At 48.0% G+C, this 19,479-nt stretch carries 19 protein-coding genes and 1 other annotated feature; all 19 genes read right to left on the minus strand.

The window, feature by feature from the left end:
* Window positions 1-125: 125 nt before the first annotated feature.
* Window positions 126-383, minus strand: a complete 258-nt coding sequence (locus ACMN7X_RS06345; RefSeq protein WP_418746642.1) for an HPr family phosphocarrier protein — start codon at window positions 381-383, stop codon at window positions 126-128.
* 14 nt (window positions 384-397) lie between these two features.
* A complete protein-coding gene (locus ACMN7X_RS06350) occupies window positions 398-2,362 on the minus strand; it encodes a PTS fructose transporter subunit IIABC (RefSeq protein WP_418746643.1) in 1,965 nt (654 codons plus the stop codon).
* A gap of 14 nt (window positions 2,363-2,376) precedes the next feature.
* Window positions 2,377-3,285, minus strand: coding sequence for a 1-phosphofructokinase (pfkB, locus tag ACMN7X_RS06355; protein WP_418746644.1), 909 nt, complete (start codon window positions 3,283-3,285; stop codon window positions 2,377-2,379).
* 139 nt (window positions 3,286-3,424) lie between these two features.
* Window positions 3,425-4,210, minus strand: coding sequence for a tryptophan synthase subunit alpha (gene trpA, locus ACMN7X_RS06360; RefSeq protein WP_418746645.1), 786 nt, complete (start codon window positions 4,208-4,210; stop codon window positions 3,425-3,427).
* Window positions 4,203-5,384 carry a tryptophan synthase subunit beta gene (gene trpB / locus ACMN7X_RS06365; RefSeq protein ID WP_418746646.1) on the minus strand — a complete coding sequence of 394 codons (1,182 nt, stop codon included), beginning with the start codon at window positions 5,382-5,384 and terminating at the stop codon, window positions 4,203-4,205. The genes trpA and trpB overlap by 8 nt, the downstream gene beginning before the upstream one ends.
* Window positions 5,381-6,025 carry a phosphoribosylanthranilate isomerase gene (locus tag ACMN7X_RS06370; RefSeq protein ID WP_418746647.1) on the minus strand — a complete coding sequence of 215 codons (645 nt, stop codon included), beginning with the start codon at window positions 6,023-6,025 and terminating at the stop codon, window positions 5,381-5,383. Before ACMN7X_RS06370 ends, trpB begins: the two co-directional genes overlap by 4 nt.
* Entirely contained in the window at window positions 6,012-6,848 is an 837-nt protein-coding gene (gene trpC, locus ACMN7X_RS06375) for an indole-3-glycerol phosphate synthase TrpC (protein WP_418746648.1), read from the minus strand. The genes ACMN7X_RS06370 and trpC overlap by 14 nt, the downstream gene beginning before the upstream one ends.
* A complete protein-coding gene (gene trpD, locus ACMN7X_RS06380; protein ID WP_418746649.1) occupies window positions 6,845-7,861 on the minus strand; it encodes an anthranilate phosphoribosyltransferase in 1,017 nt (338 codons plus the stop codon). Before trpD ends, trpC begins: the two co-directional genes overlap by 4 nt.
* Window positions 7,862-7,885: 24 nt before the next feature.
* Window positions 7,886-8,452 (minus strand): anthranilate synthase component II, encoded by a 567-nt coding sequence (locus ACMN7X_RS06385; RefSeq protein ID WP_418746650.1) that lies wholly within the window; start codon window positions 8,450-8,452, stop codon window positions 7,886-7,888.
* Window positions 8,452-9,912: an anthranilate synthase component I gene (gene trpE, locus ACMN7X_RS06390; RefSeq protein WP_418746651.1), complete on the minus strand. Its 1,461-nt coding sequence runs from the start codon at window positions 9,910-9,912 to the stop codon at window positions 8,452-8,454. Before trpE ends, ACMN7X_RS06385 begins: the two co-directional genes overlap by 1 nt.
* 49 nt (window positions 9,913-9,961) lie before the next feature.
* Window positions 9,962-10,219: a binding site (T-box leader), on the minus strand.
* A gap of 45 nt (window positions 10,220-10,264) precedes the next feature.
* Window positions 10,265-10,645 carry a hypothetical protein gene (locus tag ACMN7X_RS06395; protein ID WP_418746652.1) on the minus strand — a complete coding sequence of 127 codons (381 nt, stop codon included), beginning with the start codon at window positions 10,643-10,645 and terminating at the stop codon, window positions 10,265-10,267.
* Between the two features lie 226 nt (window positions 10,646-10,871).
* Window positions 10,872-11,885, minus strand: coding sequence for a PD-(D/E)XK nuclease family transposase (locus tag ACMN7X_RS06400; RefSeq protein ID WP_418746653.1), 1,014 nt, complete (start codon window positions 11,883-11,885; stop codon window positions 10,872-10,874).
* 239 nt (window positions 11,886-12,124) lie between these two features.
* Window positions 12,125-12,697, minus strand: a complete 573-nt coding sequence (locus ACMN7X_RS06405; protein WP_418746654.1) for a peptidylprolyl isomerase — start codon at window positions 12,695-12,697, stop codon at window positions 12,125-12,127.
* Between the two features lie 12 nt (window positions 12,698-12,709).
* Window positions 12,710-13,786, minus strand: coding sequence for a M24 family metallopeptidase (locus ACMN7X_RS06410; protein ID WP_418746655.1), 1,077 nt, complete (start codon window positions 13,784-13,786; stop codon window positions 12,710-12,712).
* Window positions 13,787-13,804: 18 nt separating this feature from the next.
* Window positions 13,805-14,641 (minus strand): ABC transporter permease, encoded by an 837-nt coding sequence (locus ACMN7X_RS06415; RefSeq protein WP_418746656.1) that lies wholly within the window; start codon window positions 14,639-14,641, stop codon window positions 13,805-13,807.
* A complete protein-coding gene (locus tag ACMN7X_RS06420) occupies window positions 14,641-15,660 on the minus strand; it encodes an ABC transporter permease (protein WP_418746657.1) in 1,020 nt (339 codons plus the stop codon). The genes ACMN7X_RS06415 and ACMN7X_RS06420 overlap by 1 nt, the downstream gene beginning before the upstream one ends.
* Window positions 15,661-15,819: 159 nt before the next feature.
* Complete coding sequence (locus tag ACMN7X_RS06425; RefSeq protein WP_418746658.1) at window positions 15,820-17,457, minus strand: ABC transporter substrate-binding protein; 1,638 nt, start codon at window positions 17,455-17,457, stop codon at window positions 15,820-15,822.
* Window positions 17,458-17,471: 14 nt separating this feature from the next.
* Window positions 17,472-18,440 (minus strand): ABC transporter ATP-binding protein, encoded by a 969-nt coding sequence (locus ACMN7X_RS06430; protein WP_418746659.1) that lies wholly within the window; start codon window positions 18,438-18,440, stop codon window positions 17,472-17,474.
* Window positions 18,441-18,443: 3 nt separating this feature from the next.
* Entirely contained in the window at window positions 18,444-19,436 is a 993-nt protein-coding gene (locus ACMN7X_RS06435) for an ABC transporter ATP-binding protein (RefSeq protein ID WP_418746692.1), read from the minus strand.
* Window positions 19,437-19,479 lie beyond the last annotated feature (43 nt).

The following is a 19,479-nucleotide window of genomic DNA, read 5'->3' on the forward strand; positions in this document are numbered from 1 at the left end:
CTGAGAAATAGAGATACCCTGAAGAATATGCAAGTGTTGTAATGCACGCATTTCTGCAGGGTATCTCTATTTCTCTTTTTAATGGGTAGAAATCGGCATTAGCCGATTTCCCCTTTTCAAATATTTCACAAATTCTCTTTAAATAATGCTTCTATTTTTTCGATGGCCTCCGCCTCATCTTCGCCTTCGGCCGTCACCCGGATTTCATCTCCTTTTTTTACGCAAAGTCCCATAACGCCGAAAATTCTTTTTAAATCGCCCTTCTTGCCATCTTTATCAATGCGCAGATCACTTTTAAATTCTCCTGCAGCTTTCACAAGGATTCCTGCGGGTCTGGCATGAATCCCCTGTGCATCCTGAATCACATATTTAAATTCTTTCATACGCTTCTTCTCCTTTAACTTTCTCTCACCGGTTTCTTAAAAATACCCATCAAAAGCCCGCCGATAATCGAGCCCGCCCCAATAGCGATCAGATATTGGAACGGATGGGTGACTGTCGGAATGACGAAAATGCCGCCGTGAGGCGCCCTCAATCCGCACCCGAAAATTATTGACAGGGCACCGGATACTGCCGAACCGACAATGCAGGACGGAATGACCCGAAGCGGGTCCGCCGCCGCATAGGGGATCGCACCTTCCGAAATAAATGACAGTCCCATAATATAATTCACATAGGCAGACTGACGGTCCTTGCCTGTAAAACGATTTTTAAAAAATGTCGCGCAGAGAGCTACTGCGATCGGCGGCACCATTCCGCCGGCCATAACTGCTGCCATGATATCAAAACCGCCGCTGGCCAACGAGGCTGTCCCAAAAACATAAGCCGCCTTATTAAAAGGTCCGCCCATATCAATGGACATCATTCCGCCGAGAAGAGCTCCCAAAAGCACCTTGCTTGTACCTCCCATGGAGACCAGCGCCTGATTCATCCCCGTGTTAATGGCACCGACAACCGGATTGATGAGTACCATCACCGCCCCGATGATCCCTATGCCGGCCACCGGATAGATGAGCATCGGTTTCATGCCCTCCAGACTTCCCGGCAGACCGGAACACAGCTTTTGAAGGCCCAGAACAATATATCCGGCCAGAAAACCCGCAAGCAATGCCCCGAGAAATCCTGAACTGACAGGAATGGTTTCTCCATAATGCATCATATTTCCAAAGGTATACCCTGCATTTGCCACAGCGCCGCCCACAAAACCGACTGCCAGCCCCGGCCGGTCGGCAATACTCATGGCGATATATCCCGCCAAAACCGGCAGCATAAAACCAAAGGCCTGATTTCCGATCGTCTTAAAAAATGCAGCCACCGGCGTATTCATTCCAAAATTTGCCGGATCGATCTGATAATCATCCATTAAAAAGGCCAGTGCGATCAATATACCGCCGCCAATCACAAATGGAAGCATATGGGAAACACCGTTCATCAAATGTTTATAAATACCGTGTCCGATACCTCCGCTGTCTGCTCCGCCCCGGGCCGGCTCACCATTGGCATTTCGGTGATGATACACCGGCGCCTCGCCATGAACAGCCCTTTCGATCAGCTCTGCCGGCTTGTGAATACCGTCGGCGACCTTTGTCTGAATAACCGGCTTTCCGTCAAACCGGGCCATCTCCACATTTTTATCCGCCGCGATAATAATACACTCCGCTGCCGCAATTTCCTCCCGGGTCAGCTCATTTTTTACACCGCCGGATCCATTGGTCTCCACCTTGATCCGATATCCCATTTTAAGGGCCTGCTGTTCCAGGGCTTCCTGGGCCATGTAAGTATGAGCGATACCCGTCGGACAGGCTGTCACAGCCAGAATCTGATATCCCTTTCTCTCCGCCTCAGTCCCGGCCGACTTTGACGTCCTCATATCCTCTGTATCTGTTGTCCCGGCTGACTCCCTGCCTGACAGTTCCGCCAGATCGATCACCTTCAAAAATGCCTCCGGAGATTTGGCATGAAGCAAATGTTCCCTGAACTGCTGATTCATCAGCAAAACAGACAAGCGGCTCAACACCTCCAGATGCACATTGTCCTCCGTATCCGGCGCAGCGATCATAAAAATCAGCCGGACCGGATGACCGTCCAGAGAATCAAAATCCACCCCATCCGGCAGAGTCATCGCAGCCAGCCCCGGGCTTGAAACCGCACTTGTCTTTGCATGGGGAATAGCAATCCCTTCGCCAATACCGGTTGTTCCCTCCGCCTCCCGTTTCAGTACCGCCTGTTTATAGGCCGCCGTATCGGATAAATGTCCGCCCTTTGCCATCAGGGATACCATCTGATCAATAGCATCCTTTTTGTCCGAAACCTTTCCGTTTAAACAAATGCTGTCCTTCGCCAGCAAGTCCACGATCTTCATGCCTCATCCTCCCGTCATTTAAAGGTTCTGCTTAATACTTCCAATATTTCTTCCCGCGTCGCTAAATATTCCGAAAATGCGCTGGCGCTTCCCGCGGCAACTCCCATCCGAAAGGCCTGCTCATAGTCCCCTGTTTCCATATACCCGGCCAGAAATCCGGCCACCATGGAATCGCCGGCGCCGACGGAGTTGACCGGCTTCCCCTCAGGGGCCGGGCTCATATGCCGTTCCCCGCAAACATCCAAAAGCACAGCGCCCTCGCCGGCCATAGACACCAGCACATTTTCGGCGCCCATTTGCTGTAATTTCTCCGCATAGAATATGGCTTCCTCCCGATTTGAAATTTCAACCCCAAAAAGTTCCCCCAATTCATGGTGATTTGGTTTTACTAAAAATGGATGATATTTCAATGTATCCTTCAGAAGATTTTTCGTTGCATCTACAACAATTTTTACCTTCTTCCCCTGCTGCCTCAAAATAACCCGTTCATACATATCTTCCGGCAGTGTTCCCGGAATACTCCCCGATAAGACAAGAATGTCTCCTTCCTTCAGATGCTCCAGCCGCATCATCAGTGAGCGAAGCGCTGTCGGCGTGATCTCCGGCCCTTCGCCGTTGATTTCCGTCTCTTCCTGCCCTTTGATTTTTACATTGATCCGGGTCATTCCCTGATTCAAAAGAATAAAATCACATTGACAGCCCTTTTTCTTCAGATCCTCAATAAGCTTTTCCCCCGTAAATCCGGCGGCAAAGCCAAGCGCCGTGCTTTCATGCCCGAGATTGTTCAATACCAGCGACACATTGACACCCTTTCCCCCGGCCATAATCTCACCGTATTCCGCCCGGTTGATCTCTCCGATATTTAACTGCCTCACCCGGACAATATAATCCAGCGCCGGATTAAAGGTTACTGTATAAATCATGGTTTTTCTCCCTCCGCAATCTTTGTCTCTTATCTATCGGACTATAATACAATAGGTATAGACCATTGCCTATACCTATTTTTATACTTTTCCTGAATTTTATACATTATTTTACTGTATCCGGTAAAATATCCGCTTTTCAATTTGCTTCAGCCTCTTTTACCGCCGCTTTCATTGAGCGGACATAATCTGCCACCGGTTCGATACATTCCCGCCCGTACCCGGCAACCAGCTTCACAATGGCGCTGCCGACGATGGCTCCATCGGAAAGAGCCGCCATCGCTTTCGCCTGCTCCGGCGTGGCAATTCCAAAACCGATCGCACACGGAATATTGGAGCTTTCCCGGACAAGCTTCACCATGCCTTCAATATCTGTCTCAATTTTGCTTCGAACCCCGGTCACTCCCATAGAAGAAACCACGTATAAAAAGCCCTGGGCTTCCCCTGCAATTTTGCGGATTCGATCATGGGAGGTCGGCGCAATCAGAGAAATGATATCAATACCGTAATCCCGGCAGACATCCAACAGTTCTCCCTTTTCCTCAAAAGGCAGATCCGGAATGATCAATCCGTCGATACCGCACTCAACACACCGCTGCATAAATTTTTCTTTCCCATAAGTATAAATCGGGTTAATATAGGTCAAAAAGACCATCGGAACAGTCACCTTTTCCCGCGCCCGCTTAACGGAATCGAACAATTTATCCGTCGTACACCCGGCAGACAAAGCCCGGATATTCGCCTCCTGAATCACAACGCCCTCCGCGATCGGATCCGAAAAGGGGATACCTATTTCAATCAGATCGGCTCCGGCGGCCTCCATGGCCGGAATTAACTTTTCTGTCGTCTCCAAATCCGGATCACCCCCGGTAATAAAGGCTATAAATGCTTTTTTATTCTCAAATGCCTGATGTATTCTACTCATAAATCTCTACCCCTCTGTATCTTGCAATGGCCGCCACGTCTTTATCACCGCGGCCGGAAATATTTACAACAATAATCTGATCCTTTCCCATCGTCGGCGCCAGTTTTTTCGCATAAGCCACCGCATGGGCGCTTTCAATGGCCGGAATGATGCCCTCTGTCCTTGAAAGATATTCAAAGGCTTCCACCGCTTCCTCATCCGTGATCGGCACATATTTTGCCCGTCCCTCTTCCGCAAGCATGGCATGCTCCGGCCCGATTCCCGGATAATCCAGACCGGCCGAGATTGAATACACCGGCGCGATCTGTCCGTACTCATCCTGACAGAACAGCGACTTCATCCCATGGAAAATGCCTACCGTGCCGTTGGCGATCGTCGCCGCGTTCTTATCCGTGTCCACGCCGTGTCCGGCAGCTTCACAGCCAATCAGCTGAACACTCTTATCTGGGATGAACTCATAGAAAGCCCCCATGGCGTTGCTGCCGCCTCCGACACAGGCAATCACCGCATCCGGAAGCTTCCCTTCTTTTTCCTGAAGCTGCTCCTTGATCTCCTTGCCGATAATCTTCTGAAAATCCCGGACAATCATCGGAAACGGATGAGGTCCCATGACTGACCCCAGAACATAATGGGTATCATTCACCCGGCTGGCCCATTCTCTCATCGTCTCATTGACTGCATCCTTCAATGTCATCGTGCCGCTGGTCACGGCTTCCACCTCTGCGCCGAGAAGCTCCATCCGAAATACATTCAGAGCCTGCCTCTCCGTGTCCTCTTTACCCATAAACACCTTACATTCCATCCCCATAAGCGCGGCGGCTGTCGCTGTCGCTACGCCGTGCTGTCCGGCGCCGGTTTCGGCAATGACACGGGTCTTGCCCATTTTTTTCGCCAGAAGAACCTGTCCGAGGACATTATTGATTTTATGGGAACCGGTATGATTTAAATCCTCACGCTTTAAATAAATCTTTGCTCCACCCAAATCCTTTGTCATTTTTTCCGCATAATAAAGCAATGATGGGCGTCCCGCATATTCACGAAGCAATTCATCCAGTTCCCGGTTAAATTCCGCATCATTTTTATAGTATTCATAAGCCTCTTCCAGTTCAATGATCGCATTCATCAATGTCTCCGGAATATATTGTCCGCCGTAAAGGCCATATCTTCCTTTCATCTCATAACTTCCTTTCTGTCCCGGTCCGCCTCAAAGGCCCGGACCATCGCCGTAAATTTCTCTATTTTTTTCATATCCTTATAACCATCGGTCTCCACACCGCTGGAAACGTCCACGCCGTAAGGCTTCCTTTCTTTTAACCGGTCCGCCACATTTTCCGGGGTCAATCCTCCGGCCATATACCAGGGCATATCCAATTCCGGCACATGCTTTAGATCAAAGGTCTGACCGCTGCCGCCCCGCACATTTTTTACATAAGTATCCAGCAAAAGCAGATCTGCGCCAAGGCCCTCCGCCCGTTGAACAGAATCTTCGTCCCGCACGCGAACAGCCTTCACGATCGGACAATCGATATTCTGTTTCAGACTTTGAATATACGCCCTGTCTTCATCACCGTGAAGCTGAACCTTCTGAATAACCCCGTTTTTTACAAGGCGGATAATCTTTTCCGGCGCTTCATTGACAAAAACACCCACCGCATCAATATCCGGCCGAAGCTTTTCCCGAAGCTCTGCAGCCCATTCCTCGCTCACCTGCCTCGGGCTTTTGGCGAAAACAAACCCGGCGTCATTAATATCAAAGCTATTGACTCCCAGGACATCCTCTTCCCGGCGCAGTCCGCAGATCTTAATTCGTATCATCGCTTTTTCCTCTTAAATAATCCAGCATGGCTTTTTTGTCCTTCGCCCGCATCAATGATTCTCCGATCAATACGCCATTGACGCCGCCTTCCCGCAGGGCCCGGACATCCTCCGGTGTGGAAATACCGCTCTCCGCCACAAACAGAGTATCTCCCGGCACTAATTCCCGAAGTCTCAGGCTATTTCCTATATCCACTGTAAAATCCTTCAAATTCCGGTTGTTGACGCCGATCACCCGTGCTCCGGCACTGTCCGCCATGCGAACCTCCTCCGCGTCATGGGCCTCCACCAGGGCCGACATGCCAAGACTGTCGCAGATTTCAATAAAAGAACGAATCCGTTTCTCATCAAGAATCGCACAGATCAGCAGCACAGCGCCGGCCCCGAGGGTTTTCGCCTGATAGATCTGATAGGCATCTACCGTAAAATCCTTCCGCAAAAGGGGCGTCTGCACCGCATCATAAATCTGTCTTAAATACCGGTCGTCTCCGAGAAAATAGTCCGTTTCCGTCAACACAGAGATGGCTGCCGCTCCGGCGGCTTCATAGGCTTTGGCAATATCCACATAGGGAAAATGCTCTGCGATCAGCCCTTTACTCGGCGAAGCCTTTTTTACCTCACAGATAAACTGCATCTCCTTTTGTCTCAGATTCTTTTCGAATCTGAAGGATATATTTTCCGTATTTACAGCGCCTTTTTCTGCCTGGGCCAATTCGGTTTCACGCACACTCTCCGCCCGTTTTTTTATATATTCCAACGGCGCCCGCTTCATGTCCCGCTCCATACGTTTCCGGGTAGCCGCCACCAAATCATCTAAAATCATTCTTCTACCTCATTTGTCGCCCGAATAAATGCTTCCAGTTTTTCTAACGCCTTTCCACTGTCAATCATCTCCCCGGCCAGACGAACACCCTCGGAAATATCCTTTTCCAGGGCAGCCGCCAGACAAAGGGCCGCATTTAAGATCACCACATCCCGTTTTGCCCCTTTTTCCGCGCCCGAGAGAATATTCCGCGTAATTTCCGCATTTTCCGCCGGAGAACCGCCGATCAATTCACTCAGATCACAGGCCGCGAATCCATAATCCTCCGGTATAATATCAACGGATTCAAGCCGTCCTTCTTTAATCCGGCACACATGGGTCGGCCCCGTTAAGGATACCTCATCCAGTCCATCGCTGCCGCAGACAACAAATCCCTTTTTCACGCCGAGATTTGAAAGCACCTGGGCCATCGGCTCCACCATATCCTGACTGTAAACGCCCATCAACTGCATGCTGGCGCCGGCCGGATTGGTCAGCGGTCCCAATATATTAAACACGGTGCGGATTCCAAGCTCTTTTCGAACCGGCGCCGCATATTTCATGGAGGAGTGGTGCATCTGGGCAAACATAAAGCATATTCCAGTCTCCTTTAAAACTTTCTCACACTGCTTTGCATTCAGCGTCAATTTTGCTCCGAGAGTCTCCAGCACATCAGCCGCACCGCTCTTACTTGAGACACTCCGATTTCCGTGCTTTGCCACGGGAACCCCGGCCGCCGCCACAACAAATGCCGTTGTCGTTGAAATATTAAAGGTTCCAACCTCATCTCCGCCGGTTCCCACAATGTCCATAACCTCTGTCTCTGTGTGCAAAGCTTCACATTTCTCACGCATTGATGTGGCACAGGCTGTAATCTCCTCCACCGTCTCCCCTTTGATACGCAGTGCGGTAAGAAATGCCCCCATCTGGGCCTGAGTTGCCTGACCGCTCATAATTTCGTCCATTACCGCCTTTGCCGCGTCAAAATTCAAATTTTGTCCTGCCATAACTTCCTGAATAGATTCCTGTATCATATTATAACCTCCTGTTATATATATCTATAATTCTAAAAAATTTTCCATCATTTGCCGTCCGTTGGGCGTTAAAATTGACTCCGGGTGAAACTGCAGTCCATAGACCGGATATTTCCGATGGGCCACCGCCATGATCTCACCGTGTATATCTTCCCCGATCACTTCCAGACACTCCGGCATTGTTTCCGGGTCTGCCACGAGGGAATGATACCGCGCCACCGCTTCTTCCGTTTCCAGCCCCTTAAATATCGGATTCTCATTATGTATCCGGATACGACTCTGCTTTCCGTGCATCAAATGTCTCGCATGGGTAATCTTCGCTCCAAAGGCTTCGCAGATTCCCTGATGCCCGAGGCACACGCCGAGAATCGGTATTCTGCCCTCCGCTTTTTTTACCAATTCTTCGCAAATGCCCGCATCCTTTGGATACCCCGGCCCCGGAGAAAGGATGATGTGGCTCGGCCTCATCTCAAACACTTCCTCCACCGTCGCCGCATCATTTCGAACCACCCGGATATCCGGCTGTATACTTCCGGCCATTTGAACCAGATTGTAGGAAAAGCTGTCGTAATTATCAATTAAAAGTATCATTATTCGTCCACCTCCCTGGCATTCTGGATAGCCCGAATGACCGCTCCGGCCTTATTCGCCGTTTCCTCATATTCCGTTTCCGGCACGCTGTCCGCCACAATTCCGGCCCCGGCCTGGACATAAACCTTATCGCCCTTTTTTACCGCCATGCGGATAGCAATGCATGTATCCATATTTCCTGTAAAATCCAGATATCCAAGGGCGCCGCCGTAAATACCTCTCGGCGTTTTTTCCAGTTCCTCAATGATCTCACAGGCCCGGATCTTCGGCGCCCCGGAAAGCGTTCCCGCCGGAAGTACCGATTCGATGGCATCCAGGCTGTCACAATCCTCCCGGATATCTCCTTCAACCTGAGAGCATATGTGCATAATCCGTGAATATTTATGAATCTGCTGATATTCGGTCACTTCCACCGTGCCGAATCTGCAGATACGCCCCAGATCATTCCTTCCTAAATCCACCAGCATATTATGCTCCGCCAGTTCCTTCTCGTCCGCCAGAAGTTCTTCTTCCAGCTTCCTGTCTTCCTCCGGCGTCGCTCCCCTCGGCCGTGAACCGGCCACCGGAAATGTGATCAGCCGTCCGTTTTCCAGCCGGACCAGCGTCTCAGGCGATGTACTCATAATCTCTTTATCATCTATCTTCATATAAACCATGTACGGCGAAGGGTTAATTGTCCGGAGGACCCGATAAGCATTTACGAGATTGCCTTTATAATCGCTCTCAAACCTTCTGGAAGTCACGATCTGAAAACTGTCCCCGTCAAAAATATATTGCTTCGCCCGCTCCACCATTTCACAAAATTCTTCCTTTGTCTGATTACACGTAAAATTCACATTCTTATCGGATTTGTACTCCGGCAGTTTCACATTTGAACGGATCAAATCCGTCATCTTCTGAAGTTCTGCCATGGCCCGGCCATAGTTTTCCATGGCCTTTTCCGTCTTCATATGGACGATCAGACAGATTTTCTGCTTCAAATGGTCATAAGCAATAATTTTGTCAAAAAGCATGAAATCATAATCTTCAAACTCTCCCCTTTTTAATTTCAATGTCGGCTCCGCATAGCCGATCATCCCATAGGAAAAATGTCCGACAAAACCTCCGGTAAAGGGCGGCATATCCGGCAATTTCGGCGCTTTGTATGTTTTCAGTATATTCCGCAGCACCGTCAATGGTTTGGCCGTTTCCACGACTTTTGTTTCCTCCTCGGATTCGATCGTTACTTTTCCCTCTTTGCAACTTACCCGCATCACAGGGTCATACCCCAGGAAGGAGTACCTGCCCCATTTTTCTCCGCCTTCCACACTTTCAAGTAAATAATATCTTTGACTAATAGCGGACAGCCGGATCAGCATAGATATCGGCGTCATCATATCGGCATAAATTTCTTTGCATACCGGGATAATGGAATAATCCTCCGCCAATGCCAAAATCTGTTCACATTCTGGACGTATCATAATTTTGCTCCTTTCCTCAACAATAAAAAAAGACCTTTATCCCTCTTCTCTAAGGGACAAAAGTCTGAAACCTCTGCGGTACCACCCAAATTGACGCAATGCGCCCGCTCTCTAACATACTAACATATGCTCCCTGCTGATAACGGCCAGGGCCCCGTCAGCGCCTACTCCAACATTTCTTCATTTTACCGTTGTTTCAGTCTGCCCTCGCGAGTCCATTCATTGAATTCCAATATACTGCATTCTCACCATCCGCAGCTCTCTGGGATATCTTTCTTCAACTACTTCTCTCGTTCATCGGTTTTCTTTATCGCTTTATAGTTATGAAGTATACTCCTTCCAATTTCGATTGTCAATACTTTTTTCCGGCAATGACACGCTCATATTCCTTTGGACGGTAATTTTCAATATATTTTCGGTGCTGATCCTCTCTCAGGCAATAACAGAGCAGGCAGGACAATTTTTCCCGTACGGCTTTTCTGAGCCTGTGATTACCGTCAAGAAGGAGATAATGTCCGTTTCCAACTTCCGCCAGAACACAGGGCTCACTAAGATTTGTTTCCATCGCATAGGATTCGCTGACTCTGGCCTCCTGATTCTCCCTGGCCACCACATCTGTGTCCACTAAGCGCAGCTCATAATCCCCCGGGTTACTCTCGATGGCTTTCAGCATCGAATCCACATCCCAGATCAACATTCCGTTATCCGTTGCAAAATAATATCTCTGTCTCACTGCTCCACTCTCCCTTTGAAAAACAATTTCAATTTTCTTCGCCGTCTTCTGCTTAAGCCAATGCCCCTCCCCGAAAGCCACCTGCCTCGCGCTTTATGCAAAAAAACCTGAGTTCCCGGTCTTTCGGGAAATCAGGTTCCTCATCTTTCATTTACTGGTTTATACTACCACACTTTTTTTATTTTTTCAAGACAGATTTCTGTTTTATCTCTCGTATCTCATGAAACTATTTCTCACCTAACTGTTTTTCTAATTCTTTAATTCTCTGTTTTGCATCCTCAACCTCTTTATCTTTCTGCTTCAACACTTCGTCTTTTTCCCGAATCTCTTCTTTCTGTTTTTCAATCTCTTCCTGCATTTCATCAATCATCAGTTTCACTGTATTTCGGTCCATTTCAAGCAACTCTTTCGAAAATATCTGCATGACTCCCTCCACATTCCGGCATAGTTCATAGACATCCCCATACAAAGCTTTAAATTCCGGATATTCTTTGATAAGCCTTAAAATCATTTCCGGCTCATCCCTGCTGAAAAATGTCAGCCATGCCTCCAGTTTATTATGTATACTTCCATTTTCATTTTGCTGTTTTTTTCTAAAGATGTCAAGAGGTATATAAATAAATTTCTGTGGTATCTCTAACTGTATTCCGGTATCCGATTTTTGCTCAAAACAGTGTCTATACATTCTCGAATATGTCTGAAACACCTTTGGACTATGTTCAAAAAGGATAATCGTATAAACCGTTCGTATATCCCGATAGCTAAATTCTCTCTTCTTTTCATCTCGCAGCCGTTTATACTGGCGGAGCAGTAAATCGGCAGAATAGCAGGCACTGCGTTCCCCCGGGAATAAATACCCCATCTTTTGAACCTCAACATTTCCAATAGCCCCGTCCTCAAATTCCACCACGATATCCATAATAAGCAACGAATTTTCATCTGTAAGTCGAGTTGAATCATTTGGCAAAACTTTTGTCACCCGAACTTGCCGTTCCAACACATTGGATAAAAAATCATTAAGCCGCTGCGGCGCATACTCCGGATTCATAATTTCTTTAAAGAAACCATCATACAGCGTCTTTACTCCCCTAACTCCAGTACAGATATCCAGAAACTCTTCTCTCTCTTCCCGACTCCATTCATCAAAAATTCCTTTTAAATACGCATGCATGTTAATGTATTCCAAAACCTTCTCCCTACTCCAAAGCATTGGAAAAGCATCTTTTAATCCCCTTGTCATAGGCACCTCTCCCTTCTATTTTTTGTTTGCACTTTTTCATTTTGCCGAAATATATTGCTTTGAACAAAGCATATGATACAATAAAGGATTTTTTCGGTCAGCCGGAACGGCCCTCCAGATATGATTATTTTAACATAGGATATTTTAGTTTCAATTATCATCTATCGACAGTTTTTGCAGTTTCAGACAAAAAAACCTCCCGGCACTCCAAAAAGTACCGAAAGGTTCATATAACAGATTCATTTCCAGCACGGCGGTAATTCCGGATTCTCAACCCGAATCGGCTCCGGATAGTTCTGCCCAAAAAGTTCCAGCTCAACTTTTTCGATAATCTGCGGCTCCACCGGGCGATTGACCTCCACCCCGGCAATCGGAAAATCTGTCACCGGCACAGTATCGACTTTCTCAAGCCGGCAGATTTCATCCATGCCTTCCAGCACTCTGCCAAACACCGGATATATCCCCTTATGCTCCGGGCAGTCTCTGAGTGGAAAAAAGAATTCACAACCGGCCAGGCCGGCCTCGCCATAACCGCCCATCGCCACCACTCCCGGATGGGAATCCAGCGGAACCACCCGGGGATTTAGTTCAAATTCATTTGGAATCAGATACTGACATTCTTTTTTTCCGAAAGCGGTATAGCTGATATCCACCCAATTGCCCGGGACGATCCGCTCAATGGCATGGTTATCCATATACCCCCTCGAAGCTGCATAAATGAAGCTGTTTACCGTATTCGGCGCAGACTCGGGCAAAAGTTCGATCACAATCTTTTTTCCGTTTTTCATATGTAATGTTGCTGTTGGATTCATCGCACAAACTCCCTAACTGATTATTTCAAGTTCTTTCGGATAATGATTGAGAACTTCACAGCCCTCTTCGGTCACCAGCACCAGGTCCTCCACCCGGACACCGGTGTCACCCGTCAGATAAATTCCCGGCTCAATGGAAAAGATCATTCCCGGTTCAGCCTTCTGCGGATTTGTTGAGGATACATCGCCGAATTCATGCTCGCTGAGACCGATAAAATGTCCGAGACGGTGATTAAAGTTCGGGCCGTATCCCTCCGCATCGATCAAATCTCTTGCCGTCTGATCCAACTCACACAGCGGAACTCCCGGCTTGATTTTCGAAATTGCCGCTTCGTTGGCCCTCCGCACCGTATCATAAATATGGCGATGTATGTCGCTCACTTCTTTAAAATAAAATGTCCGGGTCATATCGGAGCAGTAACCATCCTTAATACAACCCACGTCAAACAAAACCGAATCTCCCGGCTTCACTTTCGTATCATCCGGCGCATGATGCGGATCCGCCGCATTTGGTCCAAAGGCCACCAGCGGTTCAAAAGAAAAACCGTCAGCGCCCAGATCCAGATAGATTTTGAGCATCCGGTCCGCCGCTTCTTTTTCAGTGATGCCTTCGTGGATCAACTTCTTGAATTCAGCCATTGCCATATCATTAATGTGGGAAGCCACCCGCATTTTTTCCTGCTCTTCTTCGTCTTTTACACCCCTTGTCGTATCCACGGCCAGAGACGCATTGACAAAGCTTTTCGCCGCCCCCATTTCCATCAGGGGCAGTAAGAACCTCGCTTTTAATTCCTTATCCACGCCAAGCACTGCTTCTCTATCCAGATAAGGGGCTACAATCTCCGCCGCCGGATCCGTATCCGAATACCACACTTTTTCCACGCCAACCTCTTCCGGCACAGTAAACAATCGATTCAGGAAAAAAGCGTGCTTGCCGTCGGCCCGAAGCAAAAGACCGTAGAAGCGCTCAAAAGGCGCTACAAATACACCCGTCAGATAATAAATGGACATCGGATCCACGATCAGCATCTGGGTAAGTTCCATATCTTTTAATGCCGCCATAATGCGGTCTGCTCTGTTTTGTTTCATTACAATATGCTCCTTTGATCAAAACTGTTTTCTGAGCTTCGGGTCAAGCAGGTCTCTCAAGCCATCGCCGATAAAGTTGGCGCCCACAGCCATGGTAAAAATGGCAAGGCCCGGAAAACCGGCTACCCAGAACTTGTTAAAATAATCCACTCCGTCAGATACCATCATACCCCATTCCGGCGTCGGCGGAGCAGAACCCAGCCCGAGGAAACTCAGAGTTGAAAACATCAGAATCTGATTGCCGATATCTGTTGTCGCCATGATCAAAACCGAACTGATACTGTTCGGAATGACCTCTTTCATTAAAATGCGAAGCTTTGAAGCTCCCAGAGCCTCCGAAGCAGTAACATATTCATTTTCCTTCACACTGAGCACCACGCTCCGCATCAAACGGGCATAGGTCGGCCAGGCTACAATGATCAACGCAAACATGGTGTTAAAAAGGTTTGAGCCCATAACCGCATTGATGATCATGGCCAGGATCAATGACGGGAAGGATAAAATCATCTCGGAAAGACGCATCATCACATTGTCCACCTGTCCCCCGACATAACCGGCAACCGCTCCATAAAAGGTTCCGATGGCCCCTGCGATAACAACTGTCAGACATCCGGCCAACAGAGAATATCTTCCGCCGTAAATGACACGGCTGAAAATATCACGTCCAAAATTATCTGTGCCGAACAGGTGCTGTGCCGACGGCGCCTGAAGACGAGCCGCCAAATCCTGTACTACCGGGTCATAAGGCGCAATGGACGGCGCCAAAATTGCCGCGATGATCCATGCCAGGCAGATGATCACGCCCAATGTAAATAAATAGTTTGATTTAAACATCTTTTTTAAAGAACGCAACATTAACTGCACCTCACTCTCGGATCAATGACACCATACAAAATATCCACGACCGTATTTATGATCATATAATTCAGTGCAATCAAAAGCGCCACACCAATAATCGAAGGAAAATCATTGGATAAAACCGACTCATAGGCAAACTGGCCAACCCCCGGCCAGTTGAATATCGTCTCAACCAAAACCATGCCGCCAAGCAGGTTTCCGAGGCCAAGCCCAATCACCGTCAGAACAGGGATCAGCGCATTGCCAAGGGCATGACGGATAATCAGCCCGGCTCTGCTCAACCCTTTTGCTCTGGCCGTCCGAATATAATCCGTGGACATGACATCCAGAAGATTGGAACGGGTTGTCCGTGTAATCAGACCCATGGTAAATGCGGCAAGAACTGTTCCCGGCAAGATCAAATGGCTGACAGCATCCAATGCCTTCGGAATGTTGCCCTCGATCAGGCTGTCGATCACATACAGGCCCGTAACCGTCGCCGGAGCCGAAAAGGAATTGCTCAAGCGTCCCGGACCGGGCAGCAAATGGAATTTATAATAAATAAAATAGAGTACGAGAAGAGCAAACCAAAAACTCGGAATACTTACCCCCGTGACTGAGATAGCACGCACAACCTGGTCCACCGCGCTGTTTCTTCGAATTGCAGAGATAATGCCGAACAAAATACCAAAAATCGCCGCGAGAACAATAGCAAACAATGCCAGTTCAATCGTTGCCGGATAGCATCTGGACAATTCATCCAATACCGGTTTATTGGTACGAATCGATGTTCCCAAATCCAGCTTCAGCAAATTCTGCATATACTTGATGTACTGCACATAAATCGGCTGGTCCAATCCGTATTTTGCCTTATAGGCCGCCACAATCTCCGGATCTCCCAAAGCTCTCTGACTCAGATTAGCCGTCACCGGATCCCCGGGAACCATTTTTGTCAAAATAAATACCAATGTGGCAACACCAATCAGCATAATGACCAGATATATCAATCGCTTTCCTATGAATTTCAGCCGTTCCATACGACACCCCTCTTCTTTTTCTTTTGATGACAAATCCAAACAGATATTTCCGTCAGCAGCATTTTTCACAATACATGTTCACGGTAATACCTGTTTCTCTCATTATTCCGGTTTTTACGGGAACCGGCTCCAAGCCGGTCCCGCAAAACCAAATAAAAATTATTTAATGTTAATTAAAGTTAAATCTAATGCATATGGATCAGAAATGGCAACGCCATCGAGTCTTGTATTATAACCGATATGGGCCGGAGCCTGAGCAATCATGATAAATGGGCCATCTTCATAGGTCATATCCTGGATCTGCTCCAAAACTGCTGTACGCGCATCATTATCCGTTGCTTTCATTGCTTCCTGATATAAAGCAGCAAGTTCAGGGGCCATTTCAGCAGTCCATCCTGCTCTCAGGCCAACACTGGCGCCCGGAAGGAATTCCAACTGTACATTTGGATCATTATAATCTGTTCCCCAGTACATTACGGTAAAGCCGAGTTTGCCATCGCGGTAGTCATCGCCGTAACCGGCAGCCCATGGCTGTGAAACGATGTTTACATTAATACCGATCTGGGAAAGGTCATCTTTAACCTTCTGTGCCAGATCTGTTAATGCGACACCTTCCATATCCAGATCGCATACTGTCAGATCCACATCAAAACCGTCTGCATATCCTGCGTCGGCAAGAAGCTTCTTTGCCTCCTCAATATCTGCATAATCTGCAGCTCTTTCTCCTTTACTTCCCATGAAGCCGGACTGGATAATGGAATATGGAGTCAGTGTACCTTCTCCGACAATTGTCTGAATTCCGGCGTAGTCAAGGGCTTTACGGATAGCTTTCTGAACGGTTGGATCAGATACCGGTCCGCCGTACTCTTCATTCATGTTCATCATAACAAAGCCGACTGTCTTTGTTGCAGCATTAATGATCTCAACATTTTCAGCGCCGGCCAGCTCAGCGATCGTATCATCCGTCATATTCATAGCCACATCGATGTCTCCTGTGGACAGAGTCATCATCTGAGTGTTGGAATCCGGCTGGATCTTAATGATATATTTATCGACATTGGTTCCTTCACCCCAGTAATTTGCGTTTTTCTCAAGAACAACTTCCTCATCCGGAGTATAGCTTGTCATCACATACATGCCCGAGCCTGCGCTTGTCGTATCCAGATAAGCCTGTGCCGTATCTGCTGTTGCGGCATCCTCTGCATCTGTTCCGCCGTTCGCTTTAACGACTTCACTGTCCAGAATTGCCGTAGAACTATAAGTCAGCTTGGATAAAATGGCACTGTCCGGCTGTGTCAGATGGAATACAACCGTCTTTTCATCCGGAGCTTCCATACTTTCAATCGTGTCGCAGATGAAAGACGGGTTGCCCTGAAGATTCTTGCATCGATTGATGCTAAATAAAACATCGGCAGATGTCATAGGATTTCCGCTTGCAAATGTAATACCGTCTTTCAAAGTTACTGTCAGTGTCAGGCCGTCTTCACTGAATTCATAGGTATCCACGAGGCACGGTTCCGCAGCGCCTTCATTGTCATAAAACTTGAATAAGGTTTCATAACAGGCATTGACAATTAACGGCGGATATTTTTCATAAACATAGCCCGGGTCAAGCGTTGAGAAGCCTGCGCCCATCGCCACAACAACGGTATTGGAAAAGGCTTCTGTACTTTCTCCGCTCTCTGCCGCCGCTGTCTCTTTTGTTGTTGTACTGCCGCTGTCGCTTCCGCCGCCGCAGCCAACAAGGCTGAGAGCCATAACCAATCCTAAGGTCATAGCCATAAATTTCTTTTTCATAGTAGTTCCTCCTTTTAATTATATAAATGACAGGCAACAAAATGTCCTGTTTCTATCTCCTTTAATTCCGGCACTTCTTCCCGGCATTTGTCACAGACTTTTGGGCACCGTGTATGGAAGCGACAGCCTGACGGCGGATTTGAAGGGCTCGGGACCTCACCTTCCAGATGAATCCTCTCCTTACTCCCATTCTGTCCAACCTGCGGAATTGCAGAAAGCAATGCCTCCGTATAAGGGTGATACCGTTTTTCATATAACTGGTCGTAATCTGCAATTTCTACCATCTTCCCAAGGTACATAACGCCCACCCGGTCGCTGACCTGATAGACCACATTCAGATTATGGGATATAAAAAAATAGGTCAATCCCAGCTTTTCTTTTAATTCCTGCAAAAGATTCAATACCTGGGCCTGCACGGAAACATCCAGGGCGGATACAGCCTCATCACAGATAATAATGTCCGGCTCCAAAGCCAAAGCTCTTGCAATGCCGATACGCTGTTTCTGTCCTCCGGAAAGTTCATGGGGATAACGGCTCAAATGATAGGCGTCAAGGCCGACCAGCTGAAGCAGCTCCATAATTCGCGCTTCCACATCCACCTGCTCTTTCATCTGATGAATTTCAAAAGGCTCCATCAAAATCTGTTTTACCGTTCTTCTCGGATTCAGGCAGGCCGACGGATCCTGAAAAATAATCTGGGCCTTTTTCCGCATTTGTTTCAGCTCAGCGCCTTTTAAAGACGCTATATCCTGTCCTTCCAGATAAATATGACCATCTGTCGGTTTGATGAGCCGGATCAATGCCCGCCCCAGCGTACTTTTTCCGCAGCCGCTCTCGCCGACAACACCGAAAGTCTCTCCCCGCATAATTTCAAAACTGATATCATCCACGGCTTTCACCGTGCCGGATCGTTTATTCTTACCTTTAAAATATACTTTCACATGGTCGGCTTTCACCAGCATCTCTTTCTCTTTTGCTGCCATAAGCTAACCCTCCTTCTTTTCATCCGCATATAACCAGCAACGCACTGCCCGTTCCCCGGACAGCCGGGTCATCGGCGGTTTTTCCTGCCGGCAGTGCTCCGTTGCATGCGGACATCTCGGAGAAAAACTGCAGCCGGAAATCCTCTCCGTCGGATTCGGCACCATTCCCTCAATTGTCTCTAAAGGATTTCTTTCTTTTGTAATCTTCGGAATAGCGTTCAAAAGTCCTACAGTGTACGGGTGCTTCGGTTCCGCAAACAATTCCCGAACCGGCGCTTTCTCCACAATATGCCCCGTATACATGACAATCACTGTATCGCACAACTCGCTGACAACTCCCAGATCATGGGTGATAAATATAACCGAAGTCTCCATACTCTCATTTAAATCCCGGATTAAATCCAGAATCTGGGCCTGAATCGTCACATCCAAGGCGGTTGTCGGCTCATCCGCAATGAGAATCTGAGGCCGGCAGGCTAAGGCCATAGCAATCATGACACGTTGGCGCATACCTCCGGACATCTGATGAGGATATTCATGGGCGCGGACCTCCGGATTGGCAATACCAACCGCCTGCATCATACGCACTGCTTCCGCCATCGCCGCCTTCTTGTCCATTCCCCGGTGAAGCCGCAAAGATTCCGCAATCTGTCTGCCGCATTTGATGATCGGATTCAGCGAAGTCATCGGCTCCTGAAAAATCATGGATATCTCATTTCCCCGGATTTTCTGCATCTCTTTCTCTGATGCTTTGACCAAATCCCGGCCCTTATATAAAATCTCTCCGCCGATGATCTTTCCCGGTGGATTTGGAATCAACTGCATCATACCGAGAGAAGAAACACTTTTTCCGCTTCCGCTCTCTCCCACAATGCCCAATTTTTCACCCTTATGTAATGTATAACTCAAATGGTCGACCGCCTGCACGGTACCCTCAACCGTCTTAAATTCTACGCACAAATTTTTTATCTCTAATATCGTCTCCGCCTGACTCATGCTTTTCACTCGCTCTTTCCTGCCCTGTTCTAGCATCACTTTT

The sequence above is a fragment of the Frisingicoccus sp. genome (assembly GCF_048388605.1).
Taxonomy (GTDB): domain Bacteria; phylum Bacillota; class Clostridia; order Lachnospirales; family Lachnospiraceae; genus Frisingicoccus.